The organism is Pseudomonas tremae (assembly GCF_023278125.1).
GTDB lineage: Bacteria > Pseudomonadota > Gammaproteobacteria > Pseudomonadales > Pseudomonadaceae > Aquipseudomonas > Aquipseudomonas tremae.
Map to the genome: position 1 here is coordinate 17,814 of NZ_CP066270.1, position 19,727 is coordinate 37,540.

Genomic DNA, 19,727 nt, shown 5'->3' on the forward strand with positions numbered 1-19,727 from the left:
GAAACCAATTTGAACCATTCATGGGCCTTGCCCTTTTGCCTGCTGGTTGCATTGTGCGTCAGCGGTTGCGCGCACCAGGAAATCGCCAGCGAGCCAAGCCAGGCCATGCCGCCTTCAGGGTCGGCTTTCGGGCGCTCCATTCAGGCTATGGCGATGCCGTACGACGGGCGCTCGGGTTTTCGTCTTCTGCCTGACAGCAGCGATGCCTTCAAGGCTCGCGCCGAACTGATCCGTAACGCCAAAAGCAGCCTTGATCTGCAGTACTACATCGTTCACGACGGCCTGAGTACGCGCGCGCTGATCGACGAGTTGCTCAAAGCAGCAGACCGTGGCGTTCGTGTACGCATCCTGCTGGACGACACCACCAGCGACGGGGTGGACCAGGCTATCGCTACGCTCGCTGCCCATCCGAACATCGAGATTCGCCTGTTCAACCCGCAAAACCTGGGGCGCGAGACCGGGATCACTCGTAGCCTGGGTCGCTTGATGAACCTCTCGCGTCAGCACCGGCGCATGCACAACAAGCTGTGGCTGGCCGATAGCAGTGTGGCGATTGTCGGTGGACGTAACCTGGGCGATGAGTACTTCGATGCCGAACCGAACCTGAACTTCACTGACATCGACATGCTCAGCGTCGGGCCGGTTGCCGAGCAACTGGGGCACAGCTTCGATCAGTACTGGAACAGCACACTGAGCAAGCCTATCGCCGAGTTCATGTACTTTTTGCCTGACGGCGAGGACCTTGCCGAAGCCCGTCGCAAGCTTGAAGACTCACTCGAGCAGGCGCACCAGCAGCACAAGGCCCTTTATGATCGGTTGATGGCCTACAAGACTCAGCCACGCATGAAAACCTGGCTCAACGAACTGGTCTGGGCTTACAACCAGGCGCTGTGGGATGCGCCCACCAAAGTCCTGGCGCAGGGCGAACCCGACCCGCACCTGCTGCTGACCACGCAATTGGCTCCGGAACTGCTGAACACCCGCAAGGAGCTGATGCTGATCTCCGCCTACTTCGTGCCGGGGCAGGAAGGCTTGCTGTACCTGACGGGTCGTGCCGATGCTGGCGTCAAGGTCAGCTTGCTGACCAATTCGCTGGAAGCCACCGATGTGCCTGCCGTGCATGGTGGCTACGCACCTTATCGCAAGGCGCTGCTGGAACATGGTGTCAAACTTTTCGAATTGCGCCGCCAGCCGGGCGACACCGAAACCATGCGCAGCAGCGGGCCTCATCTATTCAAGAAAAGCCATTCGCTGGCCAGCTCCGAATCAAGCCTGCACAGCAAAGCGATGATCTTTGATCGGCAGAAAGTCTTTGTCGGCTCATTCAACTTCGACCCGCGTTCCGTGTTGTGGAACACCGAAGTCGGGGTTTTGGTCGACAGCCCGCAGTTGGCCGACCAACTGCGCGAGCTGACGTTGCAGGGTATGGCCCCGTCGCTGACTTACGAGGCGAGGCTGGAGGATGGCAAGGTGGTGTGGGTAACCGAAGACAATGGTCAGATCCACACCCTGCATACCGAGCCTGGCGATTTGTGGCGACGTTTCAACGCGTGGATGAGCCAGGCTATCGGTCTTGAAAGAATGCTTTAAGCGGGCGCAGCCAGTGCCCCGAAAGCACCGCGTCGCCTGATCAGAATCAACAGCCCCAGTGCGCCGGCCGCCATCAGCAGTGGCAAGGCTTCGCCGCTGACCCACTGGCCGCCCGCACCTGCGGCCAAGGGCCCGATCAGGCAGCCGATGCCCCAGAGCTGCGCAACATGGGCGTTGGCGCGCACCAGCGCATTGTCGCGATAACGCTCGCCGATCAGGATCAGTGAAAGGGTGAGCAACCCGCCTGCGCTGGCACCGAATACAGCCCACAACGGCCAGATCAGAACTGTATCGATCAACAGCGGCACCATCAGGCTGGACGCCAGCAACAGTATCGCGCAGCCGGTGAACATCGGGCGCCGCGAGATGCGGTCGGCGAGCATGCCGATCGGCAGTTGCAGCAAGGCATCGCCGACTACCACGACACTGACCATGATCAGCGCGATCTCCGGGGTAAAGCCGTGGCGTATGCAGTAAAGCGGCAACAGCGTCAGGATCAGCGCTTCGAACGCCGCAAACAACGCCACGGCCCATGCAATGGCAGGCATGCCGCGACAGAAGCCAAGCAGGTCGGTGAAGGTGACATTGCAGGATTCGGTCAAAGGCGCGCCGGTGCGACCCAGAAGCAGAAACGGCGAGCCGACCAGCAACACCACGCCGATCCAGAAGCCATAGTCGGCGTGGGTGCCAATTACGCCCAGCAACAACGGGCCGGCCAGCTGGCTCAGTGCGTAGGTGCTGCCATACAGCGCGACCAGTCGCCCGCGCAGGCGTTCGATCACCAACTGGTTGATCCAGCTTTCGCCCAGCACGAAGACGATGGTCAGAATGACCCCGAGTGTCAGACGCAGGACCAGCCATATCCAGTAGTACGGCAGCAGCGCCAGCGCCCCGACCGATACGGCCCCGCCCCACAGGCACAGGCGCATCAGATTAGCCGTACCGAAGCGCGCCGCGAGGCGGCTTGCCAGCGCAGCACCGACCAGCACGCCTACCGCAGGCATTCCCGCCATGATACCGATGGCAAACGATCCATAGCCCCAGCCTGCCAGACGCAACGAAACCAGCGGCATGCTGACGCCCATTGCCAGACCGACGCCCAGTACAGACGCCAGCACGGCAAAATATGTCCCCCAACGCATCTTCAAGCTCCTGCAAACCCTTATTGCGCGTTCAACATCGGACGCAGAGCGTCCAGAACGGCGTGCCCACGCTGGAGCGTGGGCACGATGGTATTCTCCCACTCATCGCTACTCACGCTCCAGCACGGCAATACCAGGCGGAGAGTGAGGCCCGGGATTACAACTTGATCCAGGTGGATTTCAGCTCGGTGTACTTGTCAAACGCGTGTAGCGACTTGTCGCGACCGTTGCCTGACTGTTTGAAGCCGCCAAACGGTGCTGTCATGTCGCCGCCGTCGTATTGGTTCACCCATACGCTGCCTGCACGCAATGCCTTGGCGGTCAGGTGCGCCTTCGAGATATTTGCGGTCCATACCGCGGCGGCCAGGCCGTACTGCGTATCGTTGGCGATCTGGATGGCTTCTTCGGCGCTGTCGAAGGTCAATACCGACAGTACCGGCCCGAAGATTTCTTCCTGAGCGATTCTCATCGCGTTGTTAACCCCGTCGAATATCGTCGGCTCCACGTAAGTACCGCCGGTTTCCTGTAGAATCCGCTTGCCACCTGCGACCAGTTTGGCGCCATCAGCGTGGCCAGCCTCAATGTAGGACAGTACGGTATTCATCTGCTGTGTATCGACCAGCGCACCGACATTGGTGGCCGGGTCCAGCGGGTTGCCAGGCTTCCAGGTGCCCAGCGCTGCTATGACCATCGGCAGGAAGCGGTCCTTGATGGAGCGCTCGACCAGCAGGCGTGAACCTGCGGTGCATACCTCGCCCTGATTGAAAGCAATCGCACTGGCAGCGGAGTCGGCGGCTGCCTGCAAATCCGGTGCGTCGGCAAACACAATGTTCGGACTTTTGCCGCCAGCTTCGAGCCAGACGCGCTTCATGTTCGATTCGCCCGCGTAGATCATCAGCTGCTTGGCGATTTTGGTTGAGCCGGTAAACACCACGGTGTCGACGTCCATATGCAGCGCCAGTGCTTTGCCGACAGTATGGCCATAGCCCGGCAACACATTGAGCACGCCTGCAGGAATACCGGCCTCGATGGCCAGTTGCGCGATGCGAATGGCGGTCAGCGGAGATTTTTCCGAGGGCTTGAGAACAACCGAATTACCGGTGGACAGCGCAGGGCCGAGCTTCCAGCAGGCCATCATCAACGGGAAATTCCACGGCACGATGGCAGCAACCACGCCGACCGGCTCGCGGGTCACCAGGCCCAATTGGTCATGAGGTGTGGCGGCCACTTCGTCATACAGCTTGTCGATGGCCTCGCCGCTCCAGCTCAAGGCTCTGGCGCCGCCGGGTATGTCGACACCGAGCGAATCGCTGATGGGTTTGCCCATGTCCAGCGTTTCAAGCAGGGCCAGCTCTTCGGCATTCTGCTCAAGCAGCCCTGCGAAACGGATCATGACGGCTTTGCGTTTGGCTGGTGCCAGGCGTGACCAGACGCCTGATTCAAAAGCGCTGCGAGCACTATCTACAGCACGCTGGGCATCGTCAGCGTCGCAGCTGGCAACCTTGGCGAGCAACCGGCCATCAACCGGGCTGATGCAATCGAAAGTTTCGCCGGAGGCAGCAGCGGTGTACTCGCCTTGAATGAAGGCGCGGCCTTCGATCTTCAGATTCTGGGCACGTTGCTCCCAGTCGGCGCGGGTCAGGGTGGTCATTTGCATGTCCTCCTCTTGCGGAATATGGGTGTGTCATGCTTGATTTCAGACACAATTCGAATGTTTCAGGGCAGCCGATACCCTAAACCAGCGGCCAGTCAAAACCAATATATTTGACAGAGGTAGCGGTTGAGGTGCCTTTTCGTTGATTTTATTAAACAGGCCGGATGGGGGCAGCAAGGCACTTATGCCTGATTCCCTCGTCAAACCGTCAACGTATTCAGCTCAAGGGGTCATCATGAGTATCGCAAGTATCGTCGACTTCAGCGAAGCCAGCACCGCAGCCGAACACTACCGCCCGGCGCCGGAAAAGGTCTTCAAGGGCGACCCTGCACAGACAATTTATAACCACTACAACAGCCCGTGCGGGCAGATGAGCGCGGGTGTCTGGAATGGCGAACCAGGTCAATGGCAGGTGAATTACACCGAGCATGAGTACTGCGAAATCGTTCAGGGCGTGTCGGTACTTCGGGACGAGGAAGGTAACGCCAAAACATTGCGTGCGGGCGACCGCTTCGTGATCCCGGCGGGTTTCAAGGGGACGTGGGAGGTGCTGGAAACATGCCGCAAGATTTATGTGGTGTTCGAGGCGACTGAACATACATAGATAACGCATCGCTTGGGGCGTTATGGGTGATTCTGAGTGCGTCCACTGAAGGACGCTCACTCAAAAAAGGATTTTGAAAATGACAAACGAAGTTGTCACCCAAGCGCTTCAATACCTTGTCGGCAGCCGCTACGTGCCTACCGTCAAAGCCTACATCAGCGAAATTACCGGTTTTGAGAAGGTTGTCGGTCCCGGCGACGTCATCACTCTGGATATCAACCCAATGCGACTGCAGGTAAAAGTCGACACGGCTGGTCTGGTGTCTGGTTTCATTTTCGGCTGATTCAAAAGCCGTTCTCTTTATCGTACTGGTACAAGGCTTTCACGTTTAAAAAACACCCGGCGCGTTGCGTCGGGTGTTTTGCATTCTGGCTTTTGGCCAAAATTTGCGAGCTTGAGCCCCTTGAGGCCTCAGATCAGACAGGCACAAAAAACCCGCCAGAAGGCGGGTTTTTTGTAGTCGACAGAATCAATTACTTGATTTTGCCTTCTTTGTAGATCACGTGCTTGCGTACAACCGGATCGAATTTTTTGATTTCGATTTTATCCGGGGTAGTACGTTTGTTCTTGTCGGTGGTGTAGAAATGGCCTGTACCAGCGCTCGACACCAAACGGATCAATTCACGCATGATTCTCTCCCTTAAATTTTGCCGTCGCGACGCAGTTCAGCGAGCACAACTTCAATGCCACGCTTGTCGATGATACGCATGCCTTTAGCAGATACGCGCAGACGAACAAAACGCTTCTCGCCTTCAACCCAGAAGCGGTGATGCTGCAGGTTTGGCAGGAAACGACGACGGGTTTTGTTGTTTGCGTGGGAAATGTTATTCCCAGTCACCGGACCCTTACCGGTAACTTGACATACTCTCGACATGCCTCAGCCCTCTAAAACCACATGCCCAACCCGGCATGGGTTGGCCGCTTAATCTCTCAGTCATTTGGCGCCAGGCGCCGCGTTTCTTTAAGGGTCTTACCGGCTACACCTACAGTGAAGGAACCGGGCCCCTAGAAAAGAGCGCTGCTTTATACCAGAAACCCTTCGATGCAACAACAGGCAAAGCGCTGCAGCCCGACGGGGCACGCCTCGCAAGGCGCCATGCTCAAGCGCTGCGGGGGTGCAGTCAAAACGACCGCTCGTCGCACGATGTCGATTGTTCTGCGCAAATACATAGTCTAGGGTTAGTCCCTCACCAGACTGCACCGGCAGATGGGGCCCTTTCTGAACAGGAAATATCGCCATGCGCCTAGCTGCACTTCCTCTTTTGCTCGTTCCGCTGTTACTTCCGGTTGCCGCTCAGGCATCGAGCCTTGCGGTATGCACTGAAGCCAGTCCTGAAGGTTTTGACGTCGTTCAGTACAACTCGCTGACCACCACCAACGCATCCGCCGATGTGCTGATGAACCGCCTGGTGGACTTCGATGCCAAGAGTGGCAAGCTGGTCCCGAGTCTGGCGGAAAGCTGGACCGTGTCCGCCGATGGCCTGACGTACGATTTCAAACTGCGTTCGGGCGTCAAGTTTCATACCACCGACTATTTCACGCCAACCCGCGAGCTGACGGCAGATGATGTGCTGTTCAGCTTCCAGCGCATGCTCGACCCGCAGAACCCGTGGCACAAGATTGCCCAGAGTGGCTTCCCGCATGCGCAGTCCATGCAGTTGCCCGCGCTGATCAAGAGCATTGAGGCGCCAGACGAACACTCTGTCCGCTTTACGCTCAATAGAGCAGACTCGACCTTCCTCGCCACCTTGAGCATGGGCTTTGCGTCGATCTACTCGGCGGAATATACCGCGCAGTTGCTGAAGGCGGGCACGCCGAAAAAACTCAACAGTCAGCCAATAGGCACCGGGCCGTTTGTGTTCAAGCGCTTTCAGAAAGATGCTGTAGTGCGTTACGAGGCGTTCAAGGATTACTTCGCCGGCAAGTCTGATGTCGACACACTGGTGTATGCGATCACACCTGACGCCAATGTCCGCCTGCAGAAAATTCGTCAGGACGAATGCCAGATAGCGCTTTCGCCCAAGCCACTGGATATCCAGGCGGCCAGCAAGATCGACTCGCTCAAGGTCGAGAAGACCGAAGCGTTTATGACCGCGTTCGTGGCGATCAACAGCCAGCATCCGCCGTTTGACAAGCCGCAAGTGCGTCAGGCCCTCAACCTGGCCTTCGACAAGGACAATTACCTGAAAGCGGTTTTTGAAGGCACTGCGGAAGCGGCCAGCGGCCCTTACCCGCCGAACACCTGGAGCTATGCCAAAGACTTGCCGGGCTATAAGCACGATGTTGCCAAGGCCAAGGCTTTACTGGCCAAGGCTGGTGTGAAGGAGGGGTTCAAGACCACTATCTGGACGCGACCTTCCGGCAGTCTGCTGAACCCGAACCCAAGTCTGGGCGCTCAATTGCTGCAGGCTGACCTGAAGCAGATCGGTATCGATGCCGAGGTCAAGGTCATTGAGTGGGGTGAGCTGATTCGCCGCGCCAAGGCCGGTGAGCATGATCTGTTGTTCATGGGTTGGGCGGGCGACAACGGCGACCCGGATAACTTCCTGACGCCGCAGTTCTCGTGCGCTGCCGTGAAGTCGGGCACCAACTTTGCCCGTTATTGCGACGCAGCCCTGGACAAGCTGATCGCAGACGGTAAATCCGTCAGTGATCAGGGCCAACGCAGCAAGCTGTATCACCAGGCTCAGGCGCAGATCCAGCAGCAGGCGCTGTGGATCCCCCTCGCTCACCCGACAGCCGCAGCACTGGTGCGCAAGGACGTCACGGGCTATCAGGTCAGCCCGTTCGGCCGTCAGGACTTTTATAAGGTGCAAGTGAAGTAACTGGCCAGACTGACCTCGGCCCTTCGGCATGATGGCGTGCCAATGCCCTGCATTGGCACGCCCCATCTGAAGACCGGACGCAGAGCGCCCAGAACGGCATTACCATGCAAAGCGTGGTAACGATAATCCGAGCGCCGCCCTGTCGTGCCCTGCGCTACATCAGCCCGCGTTCCACCATCGACAGCGGCTCGCCGTCCCCCACGATCACGTGGTCAAGCACATGCACGTCCACCAGCAAGAGTGCTTCCTTGAGGCGCTTGGTCAGGTCGATGCCGGAGCGGCTGGGGGTGGTGATGCCCGAGGGGTGGTTGTGGCAGAGGATCAGGCTGGCAGCGTTGTGCGCCAGCGCGCGCTTCACCACTTGGCGTGGATGCACGTAAGACGCATTGATCGTTCCCCGGAACAGTATCTCGAAGTTCATGACCCGGTGCTTGTTGTCCAGAAACAGGCAGGCAAAGACTTCATGGGGTTCGTGCCTTAGCTGGGCCTTGAGGTAATTACGCACCTGAGCCGGATTTTCCAGCGCTGAGTCACGACGCAGTGCCTCGGCCATGTGCCGTCGTGCCATTTCCATTACCGCTTGTAACTGGGCGAACTTCGCAGGCCCCAGACCCAGCTGAGAGGTAAACGTGGTCAGGTCGGCATCCAGTAACGATCTGAGCCCGTCGAATTGATTCAGAAGGTGACGCGCGAGGTCTACAGCGCTTTTTCCGGCCACCCCGGTGCGTAAAAAGATCGCCAGCAATTCGGCGTCCGAAAGGCTCGCCGCCCCTAGCTCCAACAAGCGTTCCCGCGGGCGTTCGGCCACGGGCCAACTGCGAATACTCATAGCACCTCCATGTGTTTGGGCACCGCTGTTCCAGCGCGGTCGCTGTGCTATCTTAGCCCATCTTTTTGCGCGTCGATCTGGCCTGGGGAGGCGTCATGGCCGTCGCGTACTCACTCGATCACAAAGGCAGGTCTATGCAGCGGCTGTATCGAAAACGCATCGTGCTGGGCGTCGGCGGCGGCATCGCGGCCTACAAGAGCGCCGAACTGGTCCGCCGTCTGCGCGATCAGGGCGCTGAAGTGCGTGTCGTCATGACCAAGGGCGGGGCGGAGTTCATCACACCGCTGACCATGCAGGCACTGTCCGGGCATCCCGTGCATCTGGACCTTCTCGACCCGGCAGCCGAAGCTGCGATGGGGCACATAGAGCTGGCCAAATGGGCCGACCTGATCCTGATCGCCCCTGCCACCGCCGACCTGATCGCGCGTCTGGCTCAAGGCATCGCCAATGATCTGCTGACCACCATCGTGCTCGCCACCGACGCCACCGTTGCCATCGCCCCGGCGATGAACCAGGCGATGTGGCGTGACGCATCCGTGCAGGCCAACACCCGCCTCCTCGAAACGCGCGACTTTCGCGTTTTCGGCCCGGCCTCGGGCAGTCAGGCGTGTGGCGATGTCGGTTTCGGCCGCATGCTCGAGGCCGACGATCTGGCTCAGTGCGCAGCCGATTGCTTCCAGCGCCAGAGCCTGACCGGCAAGCACGTGCTGATTACCGCAGGCCCTACTCAGGAAAACATCGACCCGGTGCGTTACATCACCAACCACAGCTCCGGCAAGATGGGTTTCGCCCTGGCTGAAGCGGCTGTAGAGGCAGGTGCGCGGGTTACGCTGATAACAGGTCCAGTCAGTCTGCCAACGCCTGACCGTGTCTCACGCATCGATGTGGTCAGCGCTCGGGACATGCTGGCGGCCTGTGAGGCGGCCATTCCCTGTGATCTGTTCATATCCTCCGCAGCCGTGGCTGACTACCGCCCGGAAGTCATCGCCCCGCACAAACTCAAGAAAGACCCTACGAATGGTGACGGCCTGCTGCTGCAGATGGTCCGTAATCCGGATATTCTGGCGACCATCGCCACCCGCCCGGATCGCCCCTTCAGCGTTGGCTTCGCTGCCGAGACCGAACACCTTCTCGACTATGCTGCACGCAAGCTGAAGGACAAGAACCTCGACCTCATTGTTGCCAACGATGTGGCTAACCCCAGCATCGGTTTCAACAGTGAAGAGAACGCTTGCAGCGTGATCGACCGGGCGTTGCACGCAACGCTTTTTACCCAGACCAGCAAGGCCAAGATTGCTCGCCAGCTGATCACTTTTATCGCCGACCGCATGAATCAGGTTTAACTACGAATGCACGCTCTACAAGCCAAGATCCTCGACCCCCGCATTGGCAACGAATTTCCGCTCCCGGCTTACGCCACCGTTGGCTCGGCAGGTCTCGACCTGCGTGCCATGCTCAAGGAAGACACCGTCCTCGAACCCGGTCAGACCTTGCTGATCCCTACCGGCCTGTCGATCTACATCGGCGATCCTGGTCTCGCTGCGCTGATCCTGCCGCGCTCCGGCCTGGGTCACAAACACGGCATCGTGCTGGGTAATCTGGTCGGCCTGATCGACTCCGATTATCAGGGCGAACTGATGGTGTCGTGCTGGAACCGGGGTCAGACTGCATTCAGGATTGCGGTCGGTGAGCGTCTTGCGCAACTGGTGCTGGTGCCTGTCGTGCAGGCGCACTTCGAGCTGGTCGAAGACTTTGACGAAAGTCAGCGCGGCGCAGGTGGTTTCGGCCATTCCGGCAGTCATTGATCGCCATTCGGCGAATAATCCGGTTCTTTGGCATGGCTCAGGGAGAGGTCGGTGAAAGGCAGTCAACGCAACGCTTCAAAGCAAGCTGCACCCGCCGATAACGCTCCTCCGGCTGCGAGTCTCAACGCGCTCGCCCCAGGCATCGTACCTGCGGCAATCGGCTTGATCGTGGCAGCGGCGCTGGTCTGGTTGGCCTTGATGACCAGCCCGCAGCAGCAGGGCCAGTTGGCCCAGGCATGGGGCGGCAGTCAGGCGGCAGCCATTGGTGTGGCGCTCCGGCAGATCAATGCCGACACCCAGGCAGCAGCCTCTGGCGCCGCGCTCGTTCAGGCGCTGCAAGGCAATGACGCCTTGGTATTGGTGGCAGCGCAGGACCGCCTCACCCGTTGGGACGGTATGGCTGGCGCGCGGCTGTACCCCAAGGGCCTTGCCGATGTTGATACGCAAGGCGCCCTGCCAGTCAGCTTCGCCACGCTGGATATGCTGAACAAGGCTGCGCAAGGTGACATCGTCAGCCCTGAAGCTCGCAAGGTCGGTGAGCGATGGTTGATCTACAGCGCAGCGCCAGTGCGCGCAGCTGTTAATCAGCCGGTCGCTGGCACATTGTTATTGGCCTTCGACCTGAATCGCCTGCTCAACGCTTTGCCGACTATCCCTGCCGAGGCCGGGCAGATTGTGCTCAGTCAGCAGTTCGGCAATGGTCCTGCTCAGGTTTTCCTGCAGCGCGGGCAAGCGGGCGATGACAAGCCCCAAGCGTTCGATACGGGTTATCCCGGCTGGAAACTCGAGTTCACGCCGGGCCCTGCGTTGAAAAACTCGCCTTCCATCCTGCTCTTGCTGTTGGCGCTGGTTATCGCTGCAGCTGGCGTATTGCTTGGCCTGCATCTCAATGAGCGAGCGTTGCAGCGTCGCATTTGTGCCGATGCCCGGCAGCTGGATCAGCTGCTTCAAGAACTCTCAGGCGGAAAAGCCGTCAAACCCTTCGGTTTGAGCCTTCCAGCCCTCAGTGGTCTGGCTCAGGCGCTCGCTCGCGTTTCGCTTCGTAGTCAGCCTCAGGCAATGCCTGCCTCTACTGCGGGCGAGCAGCGCGATGCAGATATTACCCAAGGCAGTGCTTCGTCCGCCGTCGCTGCATCGCGCACCGACTGGGCTGATCCACTGTTTCAAGATACCGATATTCTAGATATCGACCTTCTCGACGAAAACCAGGACTTCCTGAGATCGGAGCATCCCCTCGCTATGAACAGCCCAGCATCCGTGGCACCCAATCTTCCCGAGACCATTTTTCGCGCCTATGACATTCGTGGCGTGGTCGGGGACACCCTCAGCGCTGAAACCGCCTACTGGATCGGCCGTGCCATAGGTTCCGAGAGCCTGGCGCAGAACGAGCCCAATGTCAGCGTTGGCCGCGATGGTCGCCTGTCCGGTCCGGAGCTGGTGCAGCAACTGATCCAGGGCCTGCATGACAGCGGTTGCCACGTCAGCGATGTCGGTCTGGTGCCAACTCCTGCGCTGTATTACGCAGCCAACGTGCTGGCCGGCAAGACCGGTGTGATGCTGACCGGCAGCCACAACCCGAAGGACTACAACGGCTTCAAGATCGTCATCGCTGGCGATACCCTGGCCAACGAACAGATTCAGGCGCTGCACGAGCGCATCAAGACCAACAACCTGACCTCGCAGAAAGGCAGCATCACCAAAGTCGACATCCTTGATCGCTACTTCAAGCAGATCAAGGACGACATCGTCCTGGCGCGCAAGCTCAAGGTCGTGGTCGATTGCGGCAACGGCGCAGCGGGCGTGATCGCTCCGCAACTGATCGAAGCGCTGGGTTGCGAAGTGATTTCCCTGTTCGCCGAGGTGGATGGCAACTTCCCTAACCACCACCCGGATCCAGGCAAGCTGGAAAACCTGCAGGACCTGATCGCCAAGGTCAAGGAAACCGGCGCCGACCTGGGGCTGGCTTTTGATGGTGATGGCGACCGTGTCGGCGTCGTGACCAACGCAGGCAATGTGGTCTATCCGGACCGTTTGTTGATGCTGTTTGCCCTGGACGTGCTCAAGCGCAATCCGGGCGCCGACATCATCTTCGACGTCAAATGCACTCGTCGCCTGACGCCGCTGATCAGCGAGCACGGTGGCCGTCCGGTGATGTGGAAAACCGGTCACTCGCTGATCAAGAAAGAAATGAAGAAAAGCGGCGCGCTGCTGGCAGGTGAAATGAGCGGCCACATCTTCTTCAAGGAACGCTGGTTCGGTTTCGATGACGGTATCTACAGCGCCGCACGCCTGCTGGAGATCCTCAGCCAGGAATCGGCCAACGCCGAAGACTTGTTCGAAACCTTCCCGAACGATATTTCGACGCCGGAAATCAACATCAAGGTGACGGATCACACCAAGTTCAGCATCATTGAGGCCCTTGAAAAAGACGCGCAATGGGGCGAAGCCAAACTGACCACTATCGACGGTGTCCGCGTGGACTATCCGAAGGGTTGGGGTCTGGTTCGTGCTTCCAATACCACGCCGGTACTGGTGCTGCGTTTCGAAGCCGAAACCGAGGCTGAGTTGCAGCGTATCAAGGACGTGTTCCACGCCGAGCTGAAAAAAGTCGCGCCGGATCTCGACCTGCCATTTTGATTGTTTTTCCTTTTGACTGGAGCTCTGAATGACCCTCGAACGCGATGCCGCCTCTAATGTAGCCAAGGTCCTTTCCGAAGCACTGCCGTACATTCGCCGCTTTGTCGGCAAGACGCTGGTTATCAAGTACGGCGGCAACGCCATGGAGAGCGAGGAGCTGAAGACCGGCTTTGCGCGTGACATCGTGTTGATGAAAGCGGTCGGTATCAACCCGGTCGTGGTTCATGGCGGCGGTCCGCAGATCGGTGATCTGCTCAAGCGACTGTCCATCGAGAGTCATTTCATCGACGGCATGCGTGTTACCGACGCGCAGACCATGGATGTCGTGGAGATGGTGCTGGGCGGTCAGGTCAACAAGGACATCGTCAACCTGATCAACCGGCATGGCGGCAGTGCTATCGGTCTGACCGGCAAGGACGCTGAGCTGATTCGTGCGAAGAAGCTCATCGTCACGCGTCAGACGCCAGAGATGACCAAGCCCGAAATCATCGACATCGGCCAGGTGGGCGAAGTGGTCGGCGTTAATATCGGCTTGCTCAACATGCTGGTCAAAGGGGATTTCATTCCGGTGATCGCGCCTATCGGCGTGGGTCCGGATGGCGAGTCCTACAACATCAACGCCGATCTGGTGGCGGGCAAGGTTGCCGAGGCCCTGAAGGCCGAGAAGCTGATCCTGCTGACCAATATCGCCGGGCTGATGAACAAGCAGGGCGAAGTCCTGACCGGTCTGAATACCGAGCAGGTAGACAGCCTGATCGCTGACGGCACTATCTATGGTGGCATGCTGCCGAAGATTCGCTGCGCGCTAGAAGCGGTTCAGGGCGGGGTCAATAGCTCGCACATCATCGATGGTCGAGTGCCCAATGCGGTCTTGCTGGAGATCTTCACCGACAGCGGTGTCGGCACCCAGATCACCAATCGCAAGCGGCATTGATCCAGGCATGACACCCAAAGGCCCTGTGAGTTGACACTCACGGGGCCTTTTTGGCTGAGGTCACTATCGCGCCAATGCTCCGCGTAGGCATGCGGTTCTGGAGGCTCTGTGTCAGGTCATTGAGTCAGCCGCTGTACGCGTACCCGATCCTTGGCGAAGTCCGCTTCGGCTTGCGCACGTGCCGCCTGATACCCGGCGATATCGGACTGCAGCTTTTGCTGTTGGTCACGCAGGTCACTCAATTGATCGACAAGTGCCTGCTGAACAGGGCGTCCCGCACGCTCCTGGTCCGCGGCCTGGCTTTGCAGGCTGCGCTGCTGGGCCGCCAGCCCTTGAATATTGCCTTGGGCAACGCCAACCAGCGCATCCAGTTCGGCCAGTTTGCGGGCCCTCACGCGGTCCACCTCTGCCACGCTGCTGTACAGGCTCAGCAACTGTGCGTCGGCGGCGGTCTGGCGCTTGTCGGCTTCGGACTGGCGAATCTGCTCCGCAGTGGGCGCGGGCGGTACGACCTGAATCACCCGGCCACGGCCGTTGAGCACTTCATAGCCTTTGGCCACATAGTCGGGCGGCACCCCTTGTGTATCGATCACTGTCACGCCGCGACTGTCGACATAACGGTACAAGCGGGATTCAGGCGCATCGGCAGCCTGGGCGAGAAAGGGCGCAAGCATGGCCAGAGCCAGCCAGACCTTCAAAATGCTCAGCGTACCTGAGCCCGAAACCTGCACCTTGCCGCCGACAGCCATAGGCCTGTCCTCAGATTCCGTATTGTGTGCGATAAGCCTCAACCGCAGGCAAATGCTGTTTGAGTTGCGGGTCATCGGCCAGGAACTCGAGCACCTGATTCAACGACACGATGCTCACCACCGGAATGCCGAAGTCGCGCTCGACTTCCTGAATGGCCGACAACTCACCATTGCCGCGCTCCTGGCGATTGAGCGCGATCAGCACGCCAGCCGCCGTTGCGTTCTGGTCCTTGATGATCTGCATGACTTCGCGGATTGCAGTGCCGGCGGTGATCACGTCGTCGATGATCAGCACGTTGCCCGCCAGCGGAGAGCCGACCAGGCTGCCCCCTTCGCCGTGCGCCTTGGCTTCCTTGCGGTTGAAGCACCACGGCAGGTCCAGGTCATGATGCTCGGCCAGTGCCACGGCTGTTGCTGAGGCCAGTGGAATGCCCTTGTAGGCCGGGCCGAACAGCACGTCGAAGGAAATACCGCTTTCAACCACTGCCGCCGCGTAGAAACGACCCAGCTGAGCCAGCGCCGAGCCGGTGTTGAACAGCCCTGCATTGAAGAAGTACGGGCTTGTGCGCCCTGACTTTAGAGTGAACTCACCGAAGCGCAGAACACCACGATCGATGGCAAAACGAATGAAATCGCGCTGATACGCTTGCATGAAAAAAGCCCCGAATACCACGGATTTAGCTAATTAGGTAGAGCTCGGGTATCATACACGCACGTGATTTTTGGGGCCATTTATGCGGATCATCAGTGTGAACGTAAATGGCATTCAGGCTGCGGTCGAGCGTGGGTTGCTCAGCTGGCTGCAAGCTCAGAATGCCGACGTCATCTGCTTACAGGACACCCGCGCCTCCGCCTTTGAACTGGATGATCCAGCCTTTCAGCTGGATGGTTACTTCCTCTATGCCTGCGAAGCCGAAGTCCCTGCTCAGGGCGGTGTGGCGCTTTATTCGCGGTTGCAGCCGAAGGCAGTAATCAGTGGTCTCGGCTTCGAGACAGCCGACCGCTACGGGCGCTACCTGCAAGCAGATTTCGACAAGGTCAGTATCGCAACCCTGCTCTTTCCTTCGGGGATGAGCGGCGATGAAGACCTGAATCAGAAATTCAAGCTCATGGACGACTTTGGCAAGTACATGGACAAGCAGCGCCGCAAGCGCCGCGAATACATCTACTGCGGGTCGCTCTACGTGGCGCAGCAGAAGCTCGACGTCAAGAACTGGCGTGACAGCCAGCAATCTCCTGGTTTCCTGGCGCCTGAGCGCGCCTGGATGGACGAGATTGTCGGCACAATGGGTTACGTGGACGCGCTGCGTGAAGTCAGTCGCGAAGGTGATCAGTACAGCTGGTGGCCGGATAACGAACAGGCCGAGATTCTGAATCTGGGCTGGCGCTTCGATTATCAGATCCTGACACCAGGCCTGCGCCGTTTTGTGCGTAGCGCCCGTCTGCCGCGTCAACCGCGCTTCTCGCAGCACGCGCCATTGATCGTGGATTACGACTGGACCCTGACTATCTGATAGTCAGGTAAGGCAGCACACACGAAAAAGCCGACTTGAAGTCGGCTTTTTCGCGTTGCCTGCAATGAAAGCTTCTTTAAAGCTACTTGATCAGGCGCCAGGTAAACGGATAGCGATAATCCACACCGTCGTTGGCTTTCACCCCGGCGATGATCGCCAGCACTGAGGCGCCAATGCCTACCAGCGTCAACAGCGCAAAGCCGATGACCAGCAGTACCAACAGCATGCTGATGGTCGCTGCAATGGCTACCGTGATCTGAAAATTGAGCGCTTCCTTGCCTTGCGCATCGATAAACGGGTCGGAGTCTTTCTTCAACTGCCAGATAATCAACGGCCCCAGCAAGTTGCCGAACGGGAACATCAGCCCGGCAAATGCTGCCAAGTGACAGAACATCGCCCACTGACGAGCGCTTTGCGGCGGTTTACTCAACGGTTGCAGGCTGTCGCTCATTTTCAGACTCCTGGTGTGTATCAGTCGGCCAGTGCGGCGCGCTGCAATTCGAACAACTCGTTCATGCCCTTCTTCGCCAGCGCGAGCATCGCGTTCAGTTCTTCAGGCTGGAACGGCGCACCTTCGGCCGTGCCCTGGATCTCGATGAAGCCGCCTTCGCTGGTCATGACCACGTTCAGGTCGGTTTCGGCAGCGGAGTCTTCGAGGTAGTCGAGGTCAAGGACCGGCTCGCCTTGATACATGCCGACCGACACTGCTGCGATCATCTGCTTGAGCGGATCGCCGCCTTTCAGGCCGCCACGCTTCTTGATCACTTTCAGCGCATCTGCCAGAGCCACCATTGCACCGGTGATGGATGCCGTGCGCGTGCCGCCGTCGGCCTGAATGACATCGCAGTCGACATACAGGGTGACGTCGCCCAGCTTGGACATGTCCAGTGCAGCGCGCAGCGAACGACCGATCAGACGCTGAATTTCAAGGGTCCGCCCGCCTTGCTTGCCGCGGCTGGCTTCACGCTGGTTACGTTCGCCGGTCGCACGCGGCAGCATGCCGTATTCGGCAGTCAGCCAGCCCTGACCCTGGCCCTTGAGGAAGCGCGGCACGCCGTTTTCGACGCTGACGGTGCAGATCACCTTGGTATCACCAAACTCCACCAGTACAGAACCCTCGGCGTGTTTGGTGTAGTTGCGGGTGATGCGGATCGAGCGGAGCTGATCGGCGGCGCGACCACTTGGACGTTTCATCTGGACACCTGTACTGAGACGGAAAACTGTCGGTCATTATAGAGGCCATAGCTGAAACAGGGCATCTCTAAAGTCGCCCGGGCCGAGTAGAAGGATGCAAGACGCTCTGGGCAAGGGCTTTCAGGGCGAATGCGAACCCAATCACAGTGCCTCGCATCACTTGTCGCACTGTCGGATTGGGAGCCTGCGCTGCACTGCGCTACAATCCTGCGCCTCTGCAGCCTGTCGGCTCGCGCGCATCCGTGACGGCCGCTCTTTCGCGCCCTTAAGCTGAACCACCTGAACTGAAAAAGAGGTACTTCCCATGGTGCACAGCATGACTGCCTTTGCCCGAGTAGAGCGGGCTGGCGCCCAGGGCACACTGAGCTGGGAGTTGCGCTCGGTCAATCACCGTTACCTCGAGCCTCATCTGCGTCTGCCTGAGTCGTTTCGCGATCTGGAAAGTGCTATTCGTGAAGCCCTGCGTCAGGGCCTGTCGCGTGGCAAGGTTGAATGCACGCTGCGCTTTGTCGAGGAAACCGCCGGCAAACCGCTGCAAGTGGATCGCGAGCGCGCAGCCCAGTTGATCGCCGCCGCCGAGTCGGTTGCCGGCTTGATCAAGCAGCCTGCCGCCTTGAACCCTCTTGAGGTTTTGGCGTGGCCGGGCGTACTGGTCGCCGACGCCAGCGACCCTCAGGCGCTGAATACCGAAGCGTTGGCGCTGTTCAATGAAGCGCTGAGCGAACTGAAGAATGGCCGTGGTCGCGAAGGCGCAGACCTGGCCAGATTGCTGGATGAGCGATTGTCTTCCATCGTTCAGGAGGTCGCTACCCTGCGCACACTGGTGCCTCAGATGCTGGCGGCCCAGCGCCAGAAAATCCTGGATCGCTTTGCCGACATGAAGGCCGAGCTGGATCCTCAGCGACTTGAGCAGGAAATGGTTCTGCTGGCGCAGAAAAGCGACGTTGCCGAAGAGCTGGACCGCCTCAGCACACACGTTACCGAAGTGCGTCGCGTGCTCAAGACTGGTGGCCAGGCGGGTCGCCGTCTTGATTTCCTGATGCAAGAGCTTAACCGCGAAGCGAACACTCTGGGCTCCAAGGCCTTTGACCCACGCAGCACGCAGGCTGCCGTCAACCTTAAAGTGTTGATCGAGCAGATGCGTGAGCAAGTGCAGAATATTGAGTAAGGCTGAACCTGACATGAACCATATCACCGGTACCCTGTATATCATTTCCGCCCCGTCCGGCGCGGGCAAGACCAGCCTGGTCAAGGCCCTGATGGACGCTCAGCAAGAGCCCCAGCACGGCGCGCAGGCAAAGATTCGCGTCTCGGTCTCGCACACCACGCGTGCCATGCGCCCCGGTGAAGTGGATGGCGTGAACTATAACTTCGTCGATCGTGCCGAGTTCTTGCGCATGATCGAGCATGGCGACTTTCTTGAGCAGGCCGAGGTGTTCGGTAATCTGTACGGCACCTCGCAAAGCCATCTGCAGCAGACGCTGGATGAAGGTCATGACCTGATTCTGGAAATCGACTGGCAGGGCGCACGGCAGGTTCGCGCGCAGATGCCGCAGGCTCGCTCGATCTTCATTCTGCCGCCCACCCAGCAGGCACTGCGTCAGCGCCTGACCAACCGGGGCCAGGACAGCGATGAGATCATCGAGGCGCGTATGCGCGAAGCGGTCAGCGAAATGAGTCATTACAGCGAGTACGAATACGTTGTGGTGAATGATGATTTTGCCGGTGCGCTGGAAGACCTGAAGGCTATTTTTCGCGCCAATCGCCTTACCCAGCAGCATCAGGAAGAACAATACAGTGAGCTTTTTCAGGAGTTACTGGCCTGATCGAGTCGTTTTCGGACAGCAGGCAACAGGTTAAAAGCATGCCGTTGGTGGCGTGCCGCTTGATGCATGATGCTGTCCGCTTGTAAACTACCGAGTCCGCTCGCCCATCCGGGCATCGCGCATCCGCATTTGCTACGAGGAATACCCATGGCCCGCGTAACCGTTGAAGACTGCCTAGAACACGTGGATAACCGCTTTGAGCTGGTCATGCTCTCTACAAAGCGTGCCCGTCAACTGGCAACCGGCGGCAAAGAACCAAAGCTGGCGTGGGAAAACGACAAGCCTACCGTTATGGCACTGCGCGAAATCGCGGCTGGCCTGATGGATTACGCTGTAATCGCAGAAGCCGAAATCGTTGAAGATGAACCATTGTTCGCAGCGTTCGAGGACGAGTCCAACGAGGCCGTCTAAGCCTATGCCGGGT

The 19,727-nt window shown here is 59.0% G+C and carries 21 protein-coding genes; 12 read left to right on the forward strand and 9 right to left on the reverse strand.

Annotation, left to right across the window (positions count from 1 at the left end):
* Nucleotides 1-9 precede the first annotated feature (9 nt).
* Nucleotides 10-1,590 (forward strand): phospholipase D family protein, encoded by a 1,581-nt coding sequence (locus tag I9H09_RS00090; RefSeq protein ID WP_122347414.1) that lies wholly within the window; start codon nt 10-12, stop codon nt 1,588-1,590.
* Here I9H09_RS00090 and I9H09_RS00095 read toward each other — a convergent pair.
* Nucleotides 1,587-2,732 carry an MFS transporter gene (locus tag I9H09_RS00095; RefSeq protein ID WP_005887682.1) on the reverse strand — a complete coding sequence of 382 codons (1,146 nt, stop codon included), beginning with the start codon at nt 2,730-2,732 and terminating at the stop codon, nt 1,587-1,589. The two genes, I9H09_RS00090 and I9H09_RS00095, sit on opposite strands and share 4 nt — an antisense overlap.
* 157 nt (nt 2,733-2,889) lie before the next feature.
* The gene (locus I9H09_RS00100; RefSeq protein WP_122347431.1) at nt 2,890-4,383 is read right to left on the reverse strand and encodes an aldehyde dehydrogenase; all 1,494 of its coding nucleotides are present in this window, start codon (nt 4,381-4,383) and stop codon (nt 2,890-2,892) included.
* A gap of 238 nt (nt 4,384-4,621) precedes the next feature.
* On the opposite strand from I9H09_RS00100, the gene I9H09_RS00105 reads away from it, so the two are divergent.
* A complete protein-coding gene (locus I9H09_RS00105) occupies nt 4,622-4,990 on the forward strand; it encodes a cupin domain-containing protein (protein ID WP_005887686.1) in 369 nt (122 codons plus the stop codon).
* A gap of 79 nt (nt 4,991-5,069) precedes the next feature.
* Nucleotides 5,070-5,273: an I78 family peptidase inhibitor gene (locus tag I9H09_RS00110; RefSeq protein WP_005887688.1), complete on the forward strand. Its 204-nt coding sequence runs from the start codon at nt 5,070-5,072 to the stop codon at nt 5,271-5,273.
* A 190-nt stretch (nt 5,274-5,463) separates the two neighbouring features.
* Here the strand turns inward: I9H09_RS00110 and rpmG are convergent, their stop codons facing one another.
* Together rpmG and rpmB are read right to left on the reverse strand one after the other, a co-directional pair.
* Nucleotides 5,464-5,619: a 50S ribosomal protein L33 gene (rpmG, locus tag I9H09_RS00115; protein WP_002551515.1), complete on the reverse strand. Its 156-nt coding sequence runs from the start codon at nt 5,617-5,619 to the stop codon at nt 5,464-5,466.
* An 11-nt stretch (nt 5,620-5,630) separates the two neighbouring features.
* Nucleotides 5,631-5,864, reverse strand: a complete 234-nt coding sequence (rpmB, locus tag I9H09_RS00120; RefSeq protein ID WP_002551514.1) for a 50S ribosomal protein L28 — start codon at nt 5,862-5,864, stop codon at nt 5,631-5,633.
* Nucleotides 5,865-6,228: 364 nt separating this feature from the next.
* Between rpmB and I9H09_RS00125 the strand changes: the two genes are divergently transcribed.
* Complete coding sequence (locus I9H09_RS00125; RefSeq protein WP_122324868.1) at nt 6,229-7,815, forward strand: ABC transporter substrate-binding protein; 1,587 nt, start codon at nt 6,229-6,231, stop codon at nt 7,813-7,815.
* 154 nt (nt 7,816-7,969) lie between these two features.
* Here the strand turns inward: I9H09_RS00125 and radC are convergent, their stop codons facing one another.
* On the reverse strand, nt 7,970-8,644 hold the full coding sequence (radC, locus tag I9H09_RS00130) for a RadC family protein (RefSeq protein ID WP_122347413.1): 675 nt from the start codon (nt 8,642-8,644) through the stop codon (nt 7,970-7,972).
* A 134-nt stretch (nt 8,645-8,778) separates the two neighbouring features.
* Here radC and coaBC point away from each other — a divergent pair, with 134 nt between their 5' ends.
* From coaBC to argB, 4 genes are read left to right on the forward strand one after another with little or no spacing between them, the layout of a single operon-like run.
* Nucleotides 8,779-9,987, forward strand: a complete 1,209-nt coding sequence (coaBC, locus tag I9H09_RS00135) for a bifunctional phosphopantothenoylcysteine decarboxylase/phosphopantothenate--cysteine ligase CoaBC (RefSeq protein ID WP_005887694.1) — start codon at nt 8,779-8,781, stop codon at nt 9,985-9,987.
* 6 nt (nt 9,988-9,993) lie between these two features.
* Nucleotides 9,994-10,449 (forward strand): dUTP diphosphatase, encoded by a 456-nt coding sequence (dut, locus tag I9H09_RS00140; RefSeq protein WP_005887696.1) that lies wholly within the window; start codon nt 9,994-9,996, stop codon nt 10,447-10,449.
* Between the two features lie 51 nt (nt 10,450-10,500).
* Nucleotides 10,501-13,086: a phosphomannomutase/phosphoglucomutase gene (locus I9H09_RS26935; RefSeq protein WP_183142471.1), complete on the forward strand. Its 2,586-nt coding sequence runs from the start codon at nt 10,501-10,503 to the stop codon at nt 13,084-13,086.
* Nucleotides 13,087-13,114: 28 nt separating this feature from the next.
* On the forward strand, nt 13,115-14,020 hold the full coding sequence (gene argB / locus I9H09_RS00150) for an acetylglutamate kinase (protein WP_005887700.1): 906 nt from the start codon (nt 13,115-13,117) through the stop codon (nt 14,018-14,020).
* A gap of 116 nt (nt 14,021-14,136) precedes the next feature.
* Here argB and I9H09_RS00155 read toward each other — a convergent pair whose 3' ends face one another.
* Complete coding sequence (locus tag I9H09_RS00155) at nt 14,137-14,769, reverse strand: DUF4124 domain-containing protein (RefSeq protein ID WP_122311224.1); 633 nt, start codon at nt 14,767-14,769, stop codon at nt 14,137-14,139.
* 10 nt (nt 14,770-14,779) lie between these two features.
* Nucleotides 14,780-15,421: an orotate phosphoribosyltransferase gene (gene pyrE / locus I9H09_RS00160; RefSeq protein WP_005887703.1), complete on the reverse strand. Its 642-nt coding sequence runs from the start codon at nt 15,419-15,421 to the stop codon at nt 14,780-14,782.
* A gap of 82 nt (nt 15,422-15,503) precedes the next feature.
* Between pyrE and I9H09_RS00165 the strand changes: the two genes are divergently transcribed.
* Nucleotides 15,504-16,283 (forward strand): catabolite repression control protein Crc, encoded by a 780-nt coding sequence (locus I9H09_RS00165; protein WP_236502348.1) that lies wholly within the window; start codon nt 15,504-15,506, stop codon nt 16,281-16,283.
* A gap of 82 nt (nt 16,284-16,365) precedes the next feature.
* On the opposite strand, the gene I9H09_RS00170 is transcribed toward I9H09_RS00165, so the two are convergent.
* Together I9H09_RS00170 and rph are read right to left on the reverse strand one after the other, a co-directional pair.
* Nucleotides 16,366-16,734, reverse strand: a complete 369-nt coding sequence (locus I9H09_RS00170) for a DUF4870 domain-containing protein (protein ID WP_005887707.1) — start codon at nt 16,732-16,734, stop codon at nt 16,366-16,368.
* Nucleotides 16,735-16,754: 20 nt separating this feature from the next.
* Nucleotides 16,755-17,477 carry a ribonuclease PH gene (rph, locus tag I9H09_RS00175; protein WP_005887709.1) on the reverse strand — a complete coding sequence of 241 codons (723 nt, stop codon included), beginning with the start codon at nt 17,475-17,477 and terminating at the stop codon, nt 16,755-16,757.
* A 304-nt stretch (nt 17,478-17,781) separates the two neighbouring features.
* Between rph and I9H09_RS00180 the strand changes: the two genes are divergently transcribed.
* The 3 genes from I9H09_RS00180 to rpoZ all read left to right on the forward strand — a co-directional run bounded on the left by I9H09_RS00180 (nt 17,782) and on the right by rpoZ (nt 19,714).
* Nucleotides 17,782-18,645 (forward strand): YicC/YloC family endoribonuclease, encoded by an 864-nt coding sequence (locus I9H09_RS00180; protein WP_122324866.1) that lies wholly within the window; start codon nt 17,782-17,784, stop codon nt 18,643-18,645.
* 13 nt (nt 18,646-18,658) lie between these two features.
* Nucleotides 18,659-19,303, forward strand: a complete 645-nt coding sequence (gene gmk, locus I9H09_RS00185) for a guanylate kinase (RefSeq protein ID WP_122324865.1) — start codon at nt 18,659-18,661, stop codon at nt 19,301-19,303.
* 147 nt (nt 19,304-19,450) lie between these two features.
* On the forward strand, nt 19,451-19,714 hold the full coding sequence (gene rpoZ / locus I9H09_RS00190; RefSeq protein WP_002551500.1) for a DNA-directed RNA polymerase subunit omega: 264 nt from the start codon (nt 19,451-19,453) through the stop codon (nt 19,712-19,714).
* The last annotated feature ends 13 nt before the right edge of the window (nt 19,715-19,727 follow it).

What these genes read in the sequence shown, in the direction of transcription:
- I9H09_RS00095 (WP_005887682.1), bottom strand. Translation starts at nt 2,732, where the DNA reads ATGCGTTGGGGGACATATTTTGCCGTGCTGGCGTCTGTACTGGGCGTC.
- I9H09_RS00100 (WP_122347431.1), bottom strand. Translation starts at nt 4,383, where the DNA reads ATGACCACCCTGACCCGCGCCGACTGGGAGCAACGTGCCCAGAATCTG.
- I9H09_RS00105 (WP_005887686.1), top strand. Translation starts at nt 4,622, where the DNA reads ATGAGTATCGCAAGTATCGTCGACTTCAGCGAAGCCAGCACCGCAGCC.
- I9H09_RS00110 (WP_005887688.1), top strand. Translation starts at nt 5,070, where the DNA reads ATGACAAACGAAGTTGTCACCCAAGCGCTTCAATACCTTGTCGGCAGC.
- rpmG (WP_002551515.1), bottom strand. Translation starts at nt 5,619, where the DNA reads ATGCGTGAATTGATCCGTTTGGTGTCGAGCGCTGGTACAGGCCATTTC.
- rpmB (WP_002551514.1), bottom strand. Translation starts at nt 5,864, where the DNA reads ATGTCGAGAGTATGTCAAGTTACCGGTAAGGGTCCGGTGACTGGGAAT.
- I9H09_RS00125 (WP_122324868.1), top strand. Translation starts at nt 6,229, where the DNA reads ATGCGCCTAGCTGCACTTCCTCTTTTGCTCGTTCCGCTGTTACTTCCG.
- radC (WP_122347413.1), bottom strand. Translation starts at nt 8,644, where the DNA reads ATGAGTATTCGCAGTTGGCCCGTGGCCGAACGCCCGCGGGAACGCTTG.
- coaBC (WP_005887694.1), top strand. Translation starts at nt 8,779, where the DNA reads ATGCAGCGGCTGTATCGAAAACGCATCGTGCTGGGCGTCGGCGGCGGC.
- dut (WP_005887696.1), top strand. Translation starts at nt 9,994, where the DNA reads ATGCACGCTCTACAAGCCAAGATCCTCGACCCCCGCATTGGCAACGAA.
- argB (WP_005887700.1), top strand. Translation starts at nt 13,115, where the DNA reads ATGACCCTCGAACGCGATGCCGCCTCTAATGTAGCCAAGGTCCTTTCC.
- I9H09_RS00155 (WP_122311224.1), bottom strand. Translation starts at nt 14,769, where the DNA reads ATGGCTGTCGGCGGCAAGGTGCAGGTTTCGGGCTCAGGTACGCTGAGC.
- pyrE (WP_005887703.1), bottom strand. Translation starts at nt 15,421, where the DNA reads ATGCAAGCGTATCAGCGCGATTTCATTCGTTTTGCCATCGATCGTGGT.
- I9H09_RS00165 (WP_236502348.1), top strand. Translation starts at nt 15,504, where the DNA reads ATGCGGATCATCAGTGTGAACGTAAATGGCATTCAGGCTGCGGTCGAG.
- I9H09_RS00170 (WP_005887707.1), bottom strand. Translation starts at nt 16,734, where the DNA reads ATGAGCGACAGCCTGCAACCGTTGAGTAAACCGCCGCAAAGCGCTCGT.
- rph (WP_005887709.1), bottom strand. Translation starts at nt 17,477, where the DNA reads ATGAAACGTCCAAGTGGTCGCGCCGCCGATCAGCTCCGCTCGATCCGC.
- I9H09_RS00180 (WP_122324866.1), top strand. Translation starts at nt 17,782, where the DNA reads ATGGTGCACAGCATGACTGCCTTTGCCCGAGTAGAGCGGGCTGGCGCC.
- gmk (WP_122324865.1), top strand. Translation starts at nt 18,659, where the DNA reads ATGAACCATATCACCGGTACCCTGTATATCATTTCCGCCCCGTCCGGC.
- rpoZ (WP_002551500.1), top strand. Translation starts at nt 19,451, where the DNA reads ATGGCCCGCGTAACCGTTGAAGACTGCCTAGAACACGTGGATAACCGC.